This window comes from Paraclostridium dentum (assembly GCF_012922555.1).
GTDB lineage: Bacteria > Bacillota > Clostridia > Peptostreptococcales > Peptostreptococcaceae > Paraclostridium > Paraclostridium dentum.
Genome location: NZ_WIPK01000001.1, coordinates 990,090 through 1,007,728 on the forward strand (window position 1 = coordinate 990,090; position 17,639 = coordinate 1,007,728).

The 17,639-nt window shown below is 27.1% G+C and carries 20 protein-coding genes and 1 riboswitch; of the genes, 3 read left to right on the plus strand and 17 right to left on the minus strand.

The features are described from left to right. Positions 1-5 precede the first annotated feature (5 nt). The 4 genes from GFJ41_RS04785 to GFJ41_RS04800 all read right to left on the minus strand — a co-directional run bounded on the left by GFJ41_RS04785 (position 6) and on the right by GFJ41_RS04800 (position 2,327). Positions 6-689, minus strand: coding sequence for a head GIN domain-containing protein (locus tag GFJ41_RS04785; protein WP_170074733.1), 684 nt, complete (start codon positions 687-689; stop codon positions 6-8). 116 nt (positions 690-805) lie between these two features. Continuing rightward, positions 806-1,186, minus strand: coding sequence for a DUF134 domain-containing protein (locus GFJ41_RS04790; protein ID WP_170074734.1), 381 nt, complete (start codon positions 1,184-1,186; stop codon positions 806-808). 87 nt (positions 1,187-1,273) lie between these two features. Further along, positions 1,274-1,744 carry a methylated-DNA--[protein]-cysteine S-methyltransferase gene (locus GFJ41_RS04795; protein ID WP_035116629.1) on the minus strand — a complete coding sequence of 157 codons (471 nt, stop codon included), beginning with the start codon at positions 1,742-1,744 and terminating at the stop codon, positions 1,274-1,276. Between the two features lie 28 nt (positions 1,745-1,772). Next, positions 1,773-2,327 carry a helix-turn-helix domain-containing protein gene (locus tag GFJ41_RS04800; RefSeq protein WP_170074735.1) on the minus strand — a complete coding sequence of 185 codons (555 nt, stop codon included), beginning with the start codon at positions 2,325-2,327 and terminating at the stop codon, positions 1,773-1,775. 199 nt (positions 2,328-2,526) lie between these two features. On the opposite strand from GFJ41_RS04800, the gene GFJ41_RS04805 reads away from it, so the two are divergent. Beyond that, a complete protein-coding gene (locus tag GFJ41_RS04805; RefSeq protein ID WP_170074736.1) occupies positions 2,527-3,639 on the plus strand; it encodes an alanine racemase in 1,113 nt (370 codons plus the stop codon). 70 nt (positions 3,640-3,709) lie between these two features. Here the strand turns inward: GFJ41_RS04805 and GFJ41_RS04810 are convergent, their stop codons facing one another. The 12 genes from GFJ41_RS04810 to lysA all read right to left on the minus strand — a co-directional run bounded on the left by GFJ41_RS04810 (position 3,710) and on the right by lysA (position 14,810). Beyond that, positions 3,710-4,921 (minus strand): NAD(P)/FAD-dependent oxidoreductase, encoded by a 1,212-nt coding sequence (locus tag GFJ41_RS04810; protein ID WP_206001498.1) that lies wholly within the window; start codon positions 4,919-4,921, stop codon positions 3,710-3,712. Between the two features lie 107 nt (positions 4,922-5,028). After that, positions 5,029-6,141, minus strand: a complete 1,113-nt coding sequence (locus tag GFJ41_RS04815) for an NADH:flavin oxidoreductase (protein ID WP_170074737.1) — start codon at positions 6,139-6,141, stop codon at positions 5,029-5,031. Positions 6,142-6,303: 162 nt separating this feature from the next. Continuing rightward, positions 6,304-6,822, minus strand: a complete 519-nt coding sequence (locus GFJ41_RS04820; RefSeq protein WP_170074738.1) for an ECF transporter S component — start codon at positions 6,820-6,822, stop codon at positions 6,304-6,306. Positions 6,823-6,833: 11 nt separating this feature from the next. Next, entirely contained in the window at positions 6,834-7,457 is a 624-nt protein-coding gene (locus tag GFJ41_RS04825; RefSeq protein WP_081949247.1) for a class I SAM-dependent methyltransferase, read from the minus strand. Positions 7,458-7,569: 112 nt separating this feature from the next. Further along, complete coding sequence (locus GFJ41_RS04830) at positions 7,570-8,313, minus strand: hypothetical protein (RefSeq protein ID WP_035116634.1); 744 nt, start codon at positions 8,311-8,313, stop codon at positions 7,570-7,572. A 161-nt stretch (positions 8,314-8,474) separates the two neighbouring features. Beyond that, entirely contained in the window at positions 8,475-9,554 is a 1,080-nt protein-coding gene (locus GFJ41_RS04835) for a M24 family metallopeptidase (protein WP_170074739.1), read from the minus strand. A gap of 187 nt (positions 9,555-9,741) precedes the next feature. Next, complete coding sequence (locus tag GFJ41_RS04840; RefSeq protein ID WP_114543446.1) at positions 9,742-10,122, minus strand: ribosomal maturation YjgA family protein; 381 nt, start codon at positions 10,120-10,122, stop codon at positions 9,742-9,744. A 108-nt stretch (positions 10,123-10,230) separates the two neighbouring features. After that, positions 10,231-10,728, minus strand: a complete 498-nt coding sequence (locus GFJ41_RS04845) for a GNAT family N-acetyltransferase (protein WP_035116637.1) — start codon at positions 10,726-10,728, stop codon at positions 10,231-10,233. A gap of 240 nt (positions 10,729-10,968) precedes the next feature. Further along, the gene (locus tag GFJ41_RS04850; RefSeq protein ID WP_021431375.1) at positions 10,969-11,130 is read right to left on the minus strand and encodes a hypothetical protein; all 162 of its coding nucleotides are present in this window, start codon (positions 11,128-11,130) and stop codon (positions 10,969-10,971) included. Between the two features lie 128 nt (positions 11,131-11,258). After that, positions 11,259-11,996, minus strand: coding sequence for a YwaF family protein (locus GFJ41_RS04855; RefSeq protein WP_170074740.1), 738 nt, complete (start codon positions 11,994-11,996; stop codon positions 11,259-11,261). 228 nt (positions 11,997-12,224) lie between these two features. Beyond that, on the minus strand, positions 12,225-13,475 hold the full coding sequence (locus GFJ41_RS04860) for a dicarboxylate/amino acid:cation symporter (protein ID WP_021433179.1): 1,251 nt from the start codon (positions 13,473-13,475) through the stop codon (positions 12,225-12,227). 36 nt (positions 13,476-13,511) lie between these two features. Beyond that, the gene (gene lysA, locus GFJ41_RS04865; protein WP_035116639.1) at positions 13,512-14,810 is read right to left on the minus strand and encodes a diaminopimelate decarboxylase; all 1,299 of its coding nucleotides are present in this window, start codon (positions 14,808-14,810) and stop codon (positions 13,512-13,514) included. Between the two features lie 108 nt (positions 14,811-14,918). Then, a riboswitch (Lysine riboswitch) is annotated at positions 14,919-15,096 on the minus strand. 393 nt (positions 15,097-15,489) lie between these two features. Here lysA and GFJ41_RS04870 point away from each other — a divergent pair. Continuing rightward, entirely contained in the window at positions 15,490-16,755 is a 1,266-nt protein-coding gene (locus GFJ41_RS04870; protein ID WP_170074741.1) for an ArsB/NhaD family transporter, read from the plus strand. 22 nt (positions 16,756-16,777) lie between these two features. Continuing rightward, complete coding sequence (locus GFJ41_RS04875; RefSeq protein ID WP_170074742.1) at positions 16,778-17,251, plus strand: hypothetical protein; 474 nt, start codon at positions 16,778-16,780, stop codon at positions 17,249-17,251. 49 nt (positions 17,252-17,300) lie between these two features. Here GFJ41_RS04875 and GFJ41_RS04880 read toward each other — a convergent pair whose 3' ends face one another. Beyond that, positions 17,301-17,537 (minus strand): hypothetical protein, encoded by a 237-nt coding sequence (locus GFJ41_RS04880; RefSeq protein WP_170074743.1) that lies wholly within the window; start codon positions 17,535-17,537, stop codon positions 17,301-17,303. Between the last annotated feature and the right edge of the window lie 102 nt (positions 17,538-17,639).

Genomic DNA, 17,639 nt, shown 5'->3' on the forward strand with positions numbered 1-17,639 from the left:
TATATTTACTTTTCGCATTTTGTTATTTTTTCCACTTTAGAACTTGAATCTATTTCAATACTTTCTGAGTATTCAACTTCATTTATATAAGAATTTGGACCTATTTTTACATTTTTACCTTTAACAATATTAATACAACAACTCTCTAAAAATATTTCATCAGCCTCTATTACCTTAGCTTCTAGCTTATTTTCTTTAAACTTTTTAGGTAAAAATAATTTTAATAAAGATTTTGAACTGTTGTGATTGTACACACTTACCTTATATGCTCCAATTTCATTGCAAACTGACATTCCTTGTAAATTGATTTCTATATTTTCACAGTTAATAAAACTTTTATTAGTTAATGACCCATTTAAAACTATAGACTCACATTCTATATCATTTTTTACAGTTAAACTTCCATCACAATTTAAATCATTTCCTTTAAGCCCTCCGCCTATGTTAATCAATCCACTCACATTCGAATTCAAAGCATTTACATTCCCTTTTACTTTTAAAATACCCGATATACTAACATTTTCAGCATTTACATTCCCATAAATATTTGCACTTCCTGATATTTTTAATTTAATACATTTAATATCGTTATTTATTTTACCTTTTCCTGAAATTTTAACTTCTTGAAATTCACCACCACCACATGAACTATACCCATTTATATTTAACATTTTATTATTATAATCCATTTCAGCACTCCTTCGTAACATTGTTTTATTGTTATAGGTTGAGTATAACGAAACAATGTTACATTGTCAATAATCTCATTTGTAAAATTTTCAAAATAAAAAGTTACTAGTATTTACTAGTAACTTTTTTTATAAAATCCAGCTTCCTTTGCACTCATAACTTTATTACTCAAACATAATGGGCATGCTATTTTATCTTCATACCCATTGACTTTATATATAGTCCCACAAGCAGCACATCTAAATGTAAAATATAATGCATCATCTTCTTTAATTTCTTCTTCTATAACTATTTTTATACAATTATTATAATAAATTTCCTTTGCAATTTTATACCTTGCATTGTTTAGTATATTTTCAAATTCATCTATCTTTAAATTCATTTTTTTAGCGCACAACTTAGGTTTCAAATCTTCTATATCTCTAAGTTTTATTGCTTCAATTTCCTTTTTGCTAAGTTTGAGATCTACAGTACAAATGTCTTTTTCGATTTCCATAATGATTTTCATCCCCTATAAAAATTTTAATTTAGCAAATATACTTTATAGTATGTATATTTTCATAATAGGGTGATTAATGTATGTTTACTCCTTTGTAACTTTATTCTCATGGTTTATCAACCATTCTTTTTTTTCAAGTCCCCCTGCATACCCTACAAGTTTCTTATTAGATCCAACAACTCTATGACAAGGTATAACTATACTTATCTTATTTTTATTATTAGCATTTCCCACAGCTCTGCAAGCTTTGTCATTTCCTATTCTAGCTGCTAGTTCTTTATAAGATATAGTTTCTCCATATGGTATTTTAGTAAGCTCATTCCATACCTTATTTTGAAAATCCGTTCCATTTATTTTTATATTTAAATCAAATAATTCTCTTGTGCCTTTAAAATATTCATCTATCTGCTTCTTAACTTCTTTTATATACCTATGTTCATCACTTTGTTTCTTTTCATCTTCATTAAAATCTAAAGCTACTAAAGAATTTTCATCAACTACTATTCTTAAATTTCCAATAGGTGATTTATAATATCCATAATACAATTTCTCCATATCAAAATACCTCCCTTTATAATTTTTGTTAAAAACTTGGTGGTGTTACTGCAAATATAATTTTAGAAGTTTTTTCATAACTGTTTACCCATTTGTGTCTCATATGAGGAAGTATCTTTACACTATCCCCTTTATATAGAGTTATAATTTCCTTTTCTAAATGTAGATCTACTGTCCCATCTAAAACTACAGCAACCTCTTCTCCTATATGATCCATTAATTCCTCTGAAGTTTGTGTACTTGGAGTTAGATCCATAGACATAAGCTGTATATCTCCATTAGAACTAGGAGACAGCATCTCATACATTAAGTTATTATTTTCGGGAAATGTAAGTTTTACCCTTTTATCCTTCCTTACTACTAATTGCTCGCTATTTTTATTTTCTTTAAAAAAGTTAAATAGAGGAACTTCTAATGCCTTTGCTATCATTTTTAAAGTATTTATAGATGGATTTGACAATCCTCTTTCTATCTGACTAAGCATTGAAGGTGTTACTCCTGCAATCTGTGCAACCTCTTTTATAGTCATTTGCTTTTGATTCCTATATTCTATTATTTTTTCGCCTATTTTAACATCACTCATATATATTCTCCGTTTATTTATTATTTTAACTTTAGATTATATTAATTGAGTTTAAATTTCAAGATATATATTTCTTTTTGTTTTTTTAAAATTTTGTTTGACTTTATTATTATCCTTTGATATAAATTAAATATAAGTTAATTTTATTCAAATAAATTAAACTATATTTAATTTATATTAATTAAAGGAGATTTTAAACATGAAAATAAATGAATTATCTACACCAAACTTTATATTAGATTTAGATGCATTAGAAAATAATTTAAAAATAGTTCAAGACCTTTGTAATAAAAATAATAAAGAACTTTGGCCTATGACAAAAACTCACAAATCAACTAAGTTAGCTCAAATGCAAATAGATTTTGGTGCTAAAGGACTTTTAGTTGGTACAATTGATGAAGCAGAAGCTTTTGTAGAGTCAGGAATTAAAGCAATAACATTTCCTTATCCAATAGCAAACGTTTCTAACATTAAAAGAGCTATAGAACTATCTAAAAAAGCAAGAATAATACTTAGCTTTGATAATGTTGAGTCTGCTAAGTTATGGAATGATGAATTAGTCAAAGAAGATATGAATATGGAATATTTCATATTAATAAATTCCGGACTTAATAGATTAGGTGTTACTCCTGAGAATTCACCTAATTTAGCTAAAGAATTATCTCAATTTAAAAACTTAAAATTGATAGGAATAAGTACACATCCTGGTCATGTTTATGCCGTAGCTTCTCCTGAAGAAGTATCACCTATATCTAAGCAAGAAGTTGAACGTATGAGTACAGCTAAGCAGCTTTTACAATCTAATGGCTTTGAAATAGATTTAGTTGCATCAGGAAGCACGCCTACATTCTTTGATGTAGTAAGTGATCCTAGTCTTGATGTTTTAAGACCTGGTAACTACCCATTCTATGATAATATACAATTATCATTAGATATATGTAAAGAAGATGATTGTTCTTTAACAGCTCTTGGAACTATAATATCTAGACCAAGTGAAGATTTATTTATAGTTGATGTAGGAAGTAAGTGTTTAGGCCTTGATAAGGGAGCTCACGGAAGTGCCTTAATAACAGGATTTGGAAAGGTTAAAGGACATGATGAACTTAATATAATAGGTCTTTCAGAAGAAGTTGGAAAAATCCAAATAATAGGAGACACTACATTAAAGGTTGGAGATAAAATTCAAATAATACCTAACCATTCTTGCTCTTGTGCTAATATGACTAGCTATCTTGTTGGTTATAGAGGTGAAGACGTAGTAGATATAATAGATATTGATGTAAGAGGAAATTCTAAAAAGCCTATATTATAATATAAATTATAGCTGAAATCAAAATATGACAGATAGTATATACTATCTGCCATATTTTTTCTTTTTATATCTAGTTGTCAAATCTGCTTATTTCAAATAATCTCATATCTTCATCAACTTCATTTTTGTACAACTTACTAAGCATAATACCACCAAGAATAGCAAATAATATCCCATTTGCTCCATACCCTAAACAGTACCACAAGTTTTTATGTTTATGATCTGGCCCTATAAATCCCAAATTATCTTTAGTTGTAGCAAAACATCCACAATACTTATACTCAATTTCAATATTTTTTACATCTTTAAACATGGACTTAAGTCTTTGCTCTAGTATTTCATATTTTTCTTGTGCTAATTTATTGTCATCAATATATTTAAATTCTACATCTTCGCCACCTATAATCATTCTGTTATCTACAGTAGTTCTTAAATAATTATATGGATCACAATTATCCCTTATCAAAATATTATCTTTCCATCCATGTATACTTTCAATTGGTTTGGTAGCTATATTGAATGTAGTGTATTTAGTTGCAAAATTTCTGTTAGTAAATAAAGTAGTGTTGTATCCTGTAGCAACAATTACTTTATTCGCCTTAATTTTATATCCATAACAAGTTTCTATTTCTACTCCATCATTTATATAATTTATAGTTTTTGCCTCTGTATTTTCATATACATTTAGACCATTTCTTTGACTTACTTCAATTAATTGATTTGTAAATTTATATGGATCGATTTCAGCCCCTCCATTTTTTGATATTATTCCAGCTTTAAGATCAAAACTATATGGATTGTTGCTTTTATCTATATACTCTACAGTAAGTCCATGGTCTTTTCTTTGTTTAAACTCGCTTTCTATAGCTTTTATTTCACTTTGCTTAGATGTATATAATAGAGTATCTCTTTTTATATAATCACAAAAATTTCCATGCTCATTTATAAAATTTTCTATTTCATCTAATGCTTTTAATCCTAACTTATACGCTTTTATTGCATCCTTTAAACATATAGCTTCTGTAAGTTCAGATAAATTATCATCAAGCTCATATTGTAGTAAAGATGTTGTAACACTTGTACTTAAATGCCCAATTCTTCCTTTTTCAATTAATGTAGTATTTATATTATTTTTAGTTAAATAATATGCACATATGGCTCCAGTTACTCCACCCCCAACTACTAGTACATCTGTTTCTATATTTTTTGTTAAATATTTATATTGTGTATCTGTATTATTTATATTTGTAAAAATCGGATTACCTTTTACATATTCTTGCATAATTTCACTCCTACTTTTTAATTATTATTTTAGTTTATCCTTAATCATTTTTTAAATTCCTAAAATAAATCTAAAGTAGGATAATCATTTCTTTTTGTTAAGCGAAATTAAAGACCTCTTATATTTAAGATGCATCTCTTACCAGGAGTATTGTAACATTGATTACAAGATACGCATTTAGTTCTTTTTCTTTCTCCACTTTCCCATTTACTTATTAAATCAGGCTCTGCGGTTAATGGTCTAGATAGTGAAAAATATTGTGCATAATCTTTATTTAATATATCTTCCATTATATCTAAATTTCTATTTCCACCTATAATTATCACTGGTATGTTTACTAACTCAGATAGTTTTTTAGCATAATCTTTAAAGTAAGATTCTCTATCCTTTGAAACAACAATTTTTGTTCTTGCTGCACCTGAATTATTTTCTGTTACTTCTTTTATAGACTCATTCCCACCTGTTACTTCTATAGCATCAATACCTAAATCAGCTAATTTTTTTGCTACATACAAGCTATCCTCTTGTGTTAATCCACCTTCACTTACATAATCAGCTGAATTTAACTTTATTAATATAGGGAAATTTTCACCTACTGCAGCTCTCATAGCCTTATATATTTCAAAGACTATTCTTCCTCTATTTTCTATACTCCCTCCATACTCATCTGCTCTCTTATTATAGTATGGAGATAAAAATTGGCTTAGTAAATACCCGTGACCGCAATGAATTTCAACTCCATCAAACCCTGATTCTTTTACCCTTTTAGCTGCATTTGCATATGAATTTATTAAATAATTTATTTCTTCTTTAGATATTTCTTTTGCCCATGTTCCAGTATTTTCATTTTTAATAGTTGAAGGTCCCCAAATAGTTCTTTCTCCAACATTAAAATTAGTCATAAATCCACCATAAACTATTTGCATTATTATATTTGATCCTAGATTATGAATTTTTTCCGTAAAATCTTTATACTCTGGTATAAATGAATCATCATATATACCCATCATTCCTGGATTTGGTTGTTCATCCTTAGTAACAAATGCATATCCAGTTATTATAGTTCCTACACCGCCTTTTGCCAATTCTTCATATATAGATATTAATTCAGGAGTTAAGTGACCCTTCTCATCTGCTAAGTCTTCCCATAAAGCTCCCCTTAAAAATCTATTTTTCATTTCCATATTTAATATTTTAGTTTTATCAAAAAGTGTCTTCATTTCTTCCTCCTAAAATTTTATTTGTTTTGATTTAATATGTAAATCATTATAGGCCGTTTACTTCTTTAATAAAAGTACGCACTTTTTCGTAAGCGTTAAAGTTTATATATCCTAAATAAAAAAAGTACATCTATAATTTATAGATGTACTTTTTTTATTTGGTTAAGCTAAAGCCTTTGAAATTTCAAGATTTTTAATCATAAATTTAACTATAATCGGTATAAAGATTATTTGTATTAACATACCTGGTATAGCTTGTGCTATATTGCCAAATACAAATAACATAGGATTTACTTGTGGAGCTATAGTTAATGAAACTAAATACGCTCCTAGTACCGCAAATAATCTACCACCTATCATAGCGCCTACCAACGATATATATATTTTTTTAGTTTTATTAAATAAAAAACCAGTTATAATTCCATATGCAAAAAGTTCGAATGCCATTATAGGCATAACTGGTATTATAGGCGGCATACCCGTCATGATACCACTTAATATAGGTGTAACTATTCCAACTATTCCTCCACAAACTGGACCTAATAAAAAACCTGCAATTAATACTGGTATATGCATGGGTAAAAATATTTGACCACCTAAACTAATCGTATGAAACACCATCGGTAAAATTATTCCAAATGCAATAAACAGCCCTGATAAAACTATCTTTTTACTTTTCATTTTAAATCCCCCTAACATCTTTTTATAACTAAGTAATAAATCTCATTATCTTCAAAAGCATCTACTACTTTAAGTCCCACTTTTTCAAATAAACACCTTTGCTCAATAACTGGTATCAATCTATCTTCACTAACACACTCATTCTTTTCCTTATGCATATTATTTAAAAAAGCTCTACTGTTTGAATGTGCTATTATAAGTTGTCCACTTTTTCCTAAATTTTTTTCAACTAGTTTTTTAATAGTATTTGTTTTATCTTTTAAATGCGGAAACATAGAGTATAAAACAATGCTATCATAGGTTTCATTTATTACATCGTTCTCTACATCTACTAATTCAAAAGATACCTTTTCAATATTTCTAAATTTTTCTCTAGCTACGTTAAGCATTTCACTTGAAATATCTACACCCTTTATATATCCATTTGGGTTTAATGATTTTAAAAAAGGTATTAATACCCCTGTCCCTGTTCCTATATCCAATACTTTACTATTATCAGTTATGTTTAATTTTGATAATAGTGTATTGATTTTTTCCTCATCCACTTCAATTATACTATCCCATTCTTTAGCTATTTGGTTAAAAAACTCTACTTGGTTCATTTTATCCCCCTTTTTAAATACAAAAAAAGCCATGAAAGCTAAAAGCCTTCATGACTTCATTTTCAAATGTTTATTTACTATAAGTATAGTGATTTTAATTTATGCTTGTCAATTTAAAAATAATTTTTTGTTTTTAATAGTTTATTTATACGAAATCAATGCATATATTATTTTCTAAAATTAAAGTATATATTTCTTTTATCGACTCTTCTTTTTCTCGCTCTAACTCATATGCATTGTACTCTTTTTTTAAAATTTGCATTCCCTCAGAACTTTGTGTTAATTTATTTAGATCTTCACTTTTATTGTAAATATCAATTATTTTTGCTACAGTTTCCATGTATCTATCTTCTATAAATATAATTTTTTTTGCTTTAGGTTTTTTACTTTTAAACTTTCTAAGTCTTTCTATTGATATATATTTTGATAGTTTTCTAATATTCTTTAAGTATCCTTCTCTTGAAAATGGAGGATTTACATTATTATTTTTATACCAATTGTAAGTTTTTTCAATTCCTTCTATTTCATATAAATTTTTAATTAAGTCAACCTCATTTTTGTTAACGGACTTAAATATATATCCATCAACCCCTTCTCCAAAGTTCTTTAAAATATGATATTTCCCGTTTTTATATTGTGCTAATATCCATTCATTTTCTATATACTCACCTGTATTGCATAATTGACAATGTATCTTTCCATGAGATTCAAAATTCCAATGATCTGATATCCTAAGACTATTTTCTGCTTTATGCTCCCATGATATATCATCAGTATCATAGTACGTCTGACTATATGGACTTTTGTGTACATATTTAAATTTTTTTATTTCTTCGTTGACTTCTACTGGTTTAAGTTTTGATTTTATTGGAACTAATATTTTTTTCATATATATCTTCCTTTAATATTATCTATACTTTTTTCAATTATAGTTCCCAAGATGTATTAAGTTATTTACAAAAATAAGTCTAATTTTTCTATATCTCATAACAACATTAATAAAAATAACAAGCATGGTAAAATTTTATACCATGCTTGTTTAATAAAAAATTATTTATCCAATATCATTAATTCTTTAGGAAACTTAGTTAGTATTTGAGGTACCTCTTTTGTTACTAAAACAGTATCTTCAATCCTAATTCCTCCCCATCCTGGGAAATATACCCCAGGTTCCATAGTTACAACGCAGCCTTCTTTAAGAGTTTTTGTACCATAATTACCTAAGAAAGGTTCTTCATGTAATCCTCTGCCTATACCGTGTCCTAACCCTCTATAATAATATTGTTCATACTCCTTAACAACTTCTCTAATTTTAGCATCTGGAACTGTTGCATGAACACCATCTTTCATATTCTCTATTCCTACAAGTTGAGCTTCTTTTATTAACTCATATAATTCTATCTGCTTTTGATTTGCTTCCCCAACTATAAAAGTTCTTGTAGTATCAGATCTATATCCATTGTACATTGCCCCATAATCTATAAGCAGTAAATCTCCTCTTTCAATCTTTTTATCACTTGGTTTTCCATGAAGCAGAGATGTTTTTGCTCCTGATATTAATATCGTGTCAAATCCTAAATTATGCGCTCCATTCATTTTCATAAAATATTCTAATTTAGCTGCTAATTCTCTTTCTGTAACTCCAACCTTTATATGTGGAATTAATTCTTCTAATGCTTTATCTGCTATTTCACAAGCTTTTTTTATATTATCTATTTCTTCTTGATTTTTAACATATCTTAATTCTTCTATAAGCCCATCTGAACACACTAAATTTATTTTACTTTTATCTAGCTGAGATTTAAAAGATTTATATTTTTCAAATGTTAAATTAGATCCTTCAAACCCTAATGTTTTTATATTATTTTTTAAGCATACATATTCAACTGCTTTACCTATGTTTCTGTCAAATAAATGCCAATTAACTAATTCAAACCCTTTACAAAGACTTTCTGCCAACTCCATATATCTAGTATCAGTTATCAAAAAATTTCCTTTTTTAGATATAATTGAAAATGAGTCTTCATCATTATAATTTGATATGTAATTAACATTTTGATCATTAGTTAAATAAATTGCATCTAAATCTTTTTCCTCTAGTAATTTAACTAATTTTTCTATCTTATTCATATCGCAGTCCCCCTTTTTTAGCTATACTTAAATTGTATATTTTTTATGTGCTAATTGTCAATCTTATCGTGTAACGTTTTCACAAGAATGAAATATATTTGATTTTAGATATTCAGCATGAATTTTTCATCAATATGACACATACTGAACATCTAAATATCAATTTTAGACTTTATAAAATATTGTATTATCTCTTATCACATAAAAAGTAATCTAATAAACATCCAATAACTATACCTAAACTATAGCTGATTAAGTCTTCAAATAAAAACCCATGTCCTAATACCAACCCTCCAAGAGTTGTAGCTCTTATATTGTTTATCCAGTCAGCTTGGTATAATTGACTTGTTTCTATAGAAAAAGAAAAAATTATAGCTAGTGTTAAAGTTTTTACTAATTTTAATTTTGGAATTAAAAATCTCAATCCAAAATATACCATCATAGCCCATAACATATCTCCTACAAAGGGAGCAATAACTTTAGGAAAGATATTCATGTATTTTCTTGATAACATGCCCATAATCATTATAAATATTGTGATTACTAGGTACCTTAATCTTTTTTTCATTTTGCTTACTCCTGAATTAGATTTACCTAAATAGTATTTTATTATAAAATAAGGTTAATATAAGTTTACCTTATTTTAACCTTATTTTAAATTTTATTTTAGTAAACTCTATAATAAAACTTTTTCAAACTCTACCCTGTATGTTTGAAAATCTAGCTTTTCATGTAGTTTTATAGATGCTAAATTGTTTATACCAGTTCCCGATCTTAAAACTTTCGCTCCATTTGTTTTACATTGTTCTTCTACATGCTTAATTAAAAAACTTGCAATTCCTTTATTTTTATAACTATCAATAATTAAAATATCATTAATCTCTGCTATTGATATATCATAGTCCTTAATATCATAAAAGCTAACCCAACAATATCCTATTTTCTTTACTCCGTCTTGAACTATTAACCCTAATGCTCTGCTTTCTTTCAAACTTTTTGTTAAAGCTTTTAAAAATTTACTTGGATTGTCTGTTGAAAACCACTTAGATCTATACCTATCGTATCCACATTCAGCAGTCCATTTGCTTTCACATTTAAAGTTAATTTTACAATGACTTTCTAGTATAAAATCTTTATCGCTTTCTAAATCTATATTTCTTATAGAATACTTCATTATTCATCCTCCCATACTGGATTTATCTGTTCGATGGTTTAAGCTTGTACCAATTTATAACTTTTTAAACTTTTATCTATTTAAATTCTATGTATTTAAATTCTATGTATCTTCATATCAAAAAAATACTATTTTATTGATATGCTATATAAATAAAAAAATAGAAGCATAATGCTCCTACTTTTTTTAAGTTCATTTTTAATTTTTTTATTTTCCTGGGTCTAGTTAAGTTAGTAAATACTATTTTACATCGTTGTTACTATATTTTATAACACTAAACCCAAGTAAAGCTAGTCCTAATAACATTATTGCAACCATGTATTGTTCTGAAAGTAAATAAAATAAAGTTAAAAAAGCGAAGAAATGTAGTAATAGTATAATTGCATTTTTTATTTCTTGCATTATTCTTCTCCTAATAATAAGTATAGTTAATATTATCTATTCTAAATTTAGTATAATTGTGAAAAAATTTTTCTACATATTCTAAGTATATACCAAAAATTTTTTTCTATAGGATTATATTTTGGTTTTTATATTTTTATTAATTCCATTTCATAGCATTCTTCTACTACAGATTCTTTTTTCTTGTTTAGAGCAAAGTACTCTAAACTTAGAATCGAGTTAAATATCATCATAACTACAAATCCATATAAAATTGGATTTAATTTATTGCCTATGCCAATTGGAGATGACTTCATATATGCATAATTTGAATTTATTAAATTATTTATATTAAACATAGCTATATGATATAAGTTAGTTATAATAAATACTTTCTTAAAATCAATTTTACTCATACCTACCTTTTTTACAGTTAGTAAATATATAGATCCCCAAAGCAACAAAATATGTCCTATAAAATATGAAAATTGGGTCATATGAGGAAAAACAAATGGATCAAGTCCTGGAAATAATAATGCTGAAATCGACCCAAATATACCCCAGTATGATCCCATTTTCATCATGAAATCTTTTTTAAATATCATGCCAATGGAGATCAAAATTATAGCTATCCTACAATGAAACAGTGGCAATCCCTCCTGTACAAAATGGTAATTTCCTTTAATGTACCATAAATATAATGTTGTTTGTTGAATTAATAGCGCTATTCCTATAAATAATTCAAATAATCTATTTTCTCTTTTTTTATTAATAATAATTACTATCCCTAGCAAAGTTATCCCCAACAATATTAAATGTATGACTCCAAAATTAGAAAAGTTATTTCTCTCTATTGAAGTTCTAAAAAAATAATGAAGTTTATTCATAAATGTCTCCTTAATCTAATTTTATCCCTTCAATATTATAAATACATAAAATATATTTATCAAATGTCAATTTTGTAAGAATTAAAAACTTTTTTGTTACATAGTGTATAGAATAGTTTAATATCCTAATAATCTATATATAAATTTTAATATAAAAGTACCCTTACATTTTTAAAGCCTCTATTAAATAATAGAGGCTTTAAATTTATATATAAGTATATTTTTATTTTAACTTAACTTTGTTTTCATCCACTCTTTTCCTTCTACAAGTCTAGCGACCATCATAGAACATACCGTATTACCAGTCGAGTTTAAAACGGTAGCTGGTGCATCTATTATAGTACTAATTACTGCTATTATAGGAAGAACCTCTGGAGAAAAACCATATACACTTAATATTAGCATTTCTCCCATCATACCTCCTCCTGGAATTGCACCCATAACTGCTCCAACTAAGAAAGATACTGATACTATAGAAATTATTGCAGATATACTAGTTATATCCCTTCCAAATAGTCCAAATAAGAAAGTTATCTTTAAAACTCCACCTATTACAGATCCATCTTTGTGTATGTTTGCACCTAGAGGTATTACAGTTTCTGCTATATCATTTGGTACTCCCATTTTTTTACTAGCATCTAAATTAACCGGTATTGATGCTGCACTAGAGCAAGTTGCTAAAGCCGTAACTGTAGGTGCTATAGCATTTTTCCAAAACACTTCAACTCCCTGTTTTCCTCCAGCTATATAAGCATATAATGTGAATATCCCTGCATAGCATATAGCTGCTAGAATTATATATAATACAAAGACTTTAGCATATCCTGATAATATTTGTGGTCCTAATTCTCCTATTACACTTGCAAAATAACATCCTAATCCTATAGGTGCTAACTTCATTATTAAGTTTACTAATTTCATCATAACTGCAGCACCTGCTTGAGTGAAAGTAGCTATAGGTTTTGCAATCTCTCCTGCCATAGCTGTTGCTATACCTACTAAAATTGAGAATATAATAAGTTGTAGCATATTTGCTTTTGATAGTAAATCTTTAAAATCACTTACTGTAACTGTGTTTACAAGTTGCTGTAATAATCCAACTTTTTCTGTATCTACTTTTTCTACCGAACTTTGCATTAAATTTGCAAACATATCTGGGTTTAATCCTTTTGTTGGATTGATAATTATAACTCCAATTATACCTATAATAGATGATATTATAGCAGTCATTGCGAATACTAAAACTATATTTTTTAATATTTTTCCTAATCTTTTCATTTCTCCCATATTAGAAATTGCTGAAGTTACACTAAAAAATACTAATGGTACTAATGTCATGAATAATAAATTTAAAAATAAGTCTCCTACTGGCTTAAATATGGCTGCCTTAGCGCCCATTATAGCTCCGACGATTCCCCCTAATATAATTGCTAAAATTAAGATTATTGATGATTTGTAATTCTTCCAAAATGACTTCATTATTTTCTCCTTTGTGTCTTATTTAATTTTTTACCTTTAGTCAGCGATTTCTAATCTTAAAAGATCTTCAAAGCTTTCTCTTTTGCATATTAATTTACTTTTGCCATCTTTAACAGATACTACTGCAGGCTTTATTATTTTATTGTAGTTTGATGACATTGAATATCCATACGCTCCAGTTGATGACATTATTAATATATCTCCACTTTCTATATCCATAACATCAACATCTGTTATTAGTATATCACCACTTTCGCAACATTTACCAGCTATTGTAACTTTATTATTTTTATCTATACCCATTTTGTTGGCAATTGAACATTCGTAACCTGCCTGATATAATGATGGTCTTATATTATCTGTCATTCCACCATCAACACTTACATATGTTCTTACATCTTTTATATCCTTTATAGATCCCACTGTGTATATTGTGCTACCTCCATTTGCAACTATGGATCTTCCTGGCTCTATTATTAATATCGGAACATCTATATTTATATCTTTACATACATCCTCAACTTTTTCTATTATCGAGCTGCAAAACTCTTTTATTGTTTTAGGTTCATCACTCTCTGTATAATAAACACCTACACCTCCTCCTAAGTCAACTTCCTCTATGTTTATGTTATGTTGTTGTTTTATTTCTTTTACTAGGTTCATCATTATTTCAACTTCATATAAGTATGGCTCTACGTCAAAAATTTGAGATCCTATATGAGCATGTAATCCTACTAGGTTTATATTTTCATATTTTTTAATATTTGATAATGCATCTTGTAAATCTCCATTTGATAATGCAAATCCAAATTTTGAATCAATTTGTCCTGTTTTTATATAATCGTGAGTATGTGCTTCTATTCCTGGGGTTATTCTAAAGTATATAGATTGAATTTTACCTTTTTGCTCACAAATGTTCTGTAATAACTCTAATTCATAGTAATTATCTACAACAAATCTCCCAACTCCAAGATCTATTCCCATTTCAATTTCATCTATTGTTTTATTGTTTCCATGAAATAATACTTTTTCCATAGGAAAACCTGATTTATGAGCTGTGAAAAGTTCACCACCTGATACTACATCAAGATATAAGCCTTCTTCAGATATTAATTTACACATATACATTGGTAAAAATGCTTTACCTGCATATGCAACTCTGTTTTTATTTTCATTGACCTTGAAATGTTTTATATATTCTTTACAATTGTTTCTAACTAATTCCTCATCAAATACATAAAGTGGTGTTTTATACGTTTCTCTAAGTTCTTTACATCCAACTCCACCTATATATAATTCATTTCCTTTTGCTGACATAGTACCTTGTAATTTCATATCTTAAGTCCTCCTATTTTATATTAATCATTTTTTATAAACAAAAATCCCCCTTAAGTTTCACTTAAGGGGGATTAAAATTTAGCTAGAAATATATATCATCTATTCCTTAAATGTAGCTCAACACAATTTAATATTGTGACAGTTATGCATATATTATATACATCCCCAGGTACATAGCCTTAAAGCATCAGCTACATCCTTCGGCAACAATCCCTTTCCCAATAATTCTTCGTTGCTTAACTCATTATTGGTACTGATTATTATCGCGACCTCTACAATTCGTATTCAATTTATTTATATGTAATTTTACATACCTAATTTATAATTGTCAACAATTTTATTTTATTTAAACTTTAATTTTATGTAATATTATTTCAAAATCAGCATTAAATAAATAAACTCGTACTAACATTTTAAATAATACGAGTTTATTTATTATATATATTTAATTAAGATATCAACTAATTTTTAATATTCTTATGTAAAATTCAAAATATTACTTAATTTTATTAATTAAACTTTTAATTTTAAATTAATAGCACTTAATAATATTTAGAAAACTTACTATTTTCTTTGTTTTAAAAGAACTTTCCTTTTTTTTAACACATTTAAGTTTTTTCAACTATACTCTACTTATAGGTTTTAATATCTTTATTATTATAAGGGGGCGATATTAGTGCTTATTAAACAAGTAATAGCTATCATCATATTTTTAGTGGTTATGCTAGCTATTATTTCAGAAAAAGTAAATAGAGCTATTGCAGCGATGGCCGGAGCTTTACTTATGATTATATTTAACATATTGTCAGTTGAACAAGGCCTGCATCATATCGATTTTAATACAATTGGGGTTTTAATAGGCATGATGCTATTTGTTTCTGTTGTCAAAAATTCAGGTGTATTTGAATACATAGCTATATTTTCAGCTAAAAAATCAAAGGGAGATCCTTGGAAAATTATGCTATGTTTTGTAATATTAACTGCTGTTTTATCAGCTGTTTTAGATAATGTTACCACCGTTTTATTGATAGGCCCAATGACTATAGTTATAACTCAAATTCTAAATATAAATCCAACTCCATTTTTAGTAACTCAAATTCTAGCATCTAATATAGGAGGTACTGCAACCCTAATAGGAGATCCACCTAATATAATGATAGGTAGTGCAGCAAATCTAAGTTTTGCAGACTTTATAATAAACTTAGGTCCTATAGTTCTAATCATTTTGTTTCTAACTATCTTGTGTTTTAAATTTATGTTTAAAAAACAACTTTTTGTAGATGATAAATCAAAAGAAAAAATTTTAAATTTAGATGAAAAAAAAGCAATTAAAGATAAACCGCTGCTTATAAAGAGTATTATTATGATTATATTTATTTTACTTGGATTTATTTTGCATAATGTTTTAAACCTTGAATCTAGTATAGTCGCTTTAACAGGAGCTACTATAATGATGTTTATAGGCAAACAAGATGTTGATGAAATCCTTTCCAGTATTGAGTGGTCAACTATCGCATTTTTTGGAGGATTATTTGTAATAGTTGGAGGTCTCGTTGAAGTTGGAATAATAAATAATATTGCTCAATATTTAATAAGTGCAACAAGTGGTCATTTAGTTCTTACAATGCTAGTTATACTTTGGTTGTCAGCTATAATTTCATCATTCTTAGATAATATACCTTTTGTAGCTACTTTGATTCCACTTATACTAACTATGCAAGGTCAAGGTATAGATGTAATGCCAATATGGTGGGCAACTTCTCTAGGAGCTTGCCTAGGTGGTAATGGTACATTAATAGGAGCTTCTGCTAATATAGTTCTTGCTAATGTAGGTCAGAAAAATGGATACCCTATAAGTTTTAAAGACTATTTTAAAATAGGATTTCCACTTATGATTTTTTCAATACTAATCTCAACTATTTATTTACTAATCCGATTTTAAATAAATTTTAGGAGGAATACTAATGAATATTTTGGATAATGCTTATGGAGACACTATAGAAGCTCGACTTAGATATATAGGTGCAACAGATATAAAAAAAATTCATGGAATATTATATTTTATAGAATTTGAAATTGATGATAATTTAAAAGTTTCATACACATACAATATAAATTCTAAAAATAAATACTATCTTCAAAGGATAAAACCTTACCCTATTCCAGAAGGTGTCTTTGATAAAGAGTATGAAATAGTTTCTTTTATAGAAAAAGATATAAAAAAATTCATAAATGCTAAAAAAAGTAATAATTTTGATCTATTTTTAAAGATTACAGATGAGCTAAATACAATAAGTTTTGACATAGAAGAACTTTTTTTAAATTACAATATAGATAAAATGGACTTAGATAAATTAAAATTAGAACTTGATAATATATTTAATTTATTCGAAAGATCAAAAAATAGATCTCCTAAAATAGATATATTAGATAAATAAAATTCATAAAAAAAAGGAAGATTAAAAGTAACTTTTAATCTTCCTTTTTTTAGTTGGAAACACCTTTAAATTTAAACTTATGTATTATATTCATAGTAAAAGCAATAACTATAGATATAAATAACCTTATAGGCGTAAATACACATATTGATAGCACTATCGATTTAATTAAGTAAAGAACACTAAAGCTAGAATCTATGCTTAACAGTAATATATCAAAACAAGTAGTTACAATTAAAATATTTAGATACATATGTACATTTTTAAATTTCTCTTTTTTACTCATAATCACAAGATACAATACAGGGATAATTACCATTGCTACAGATGATATTATTATAAATATAATATTTCTTACACTTAAATTCAATTTATTTGAATAGAAAAA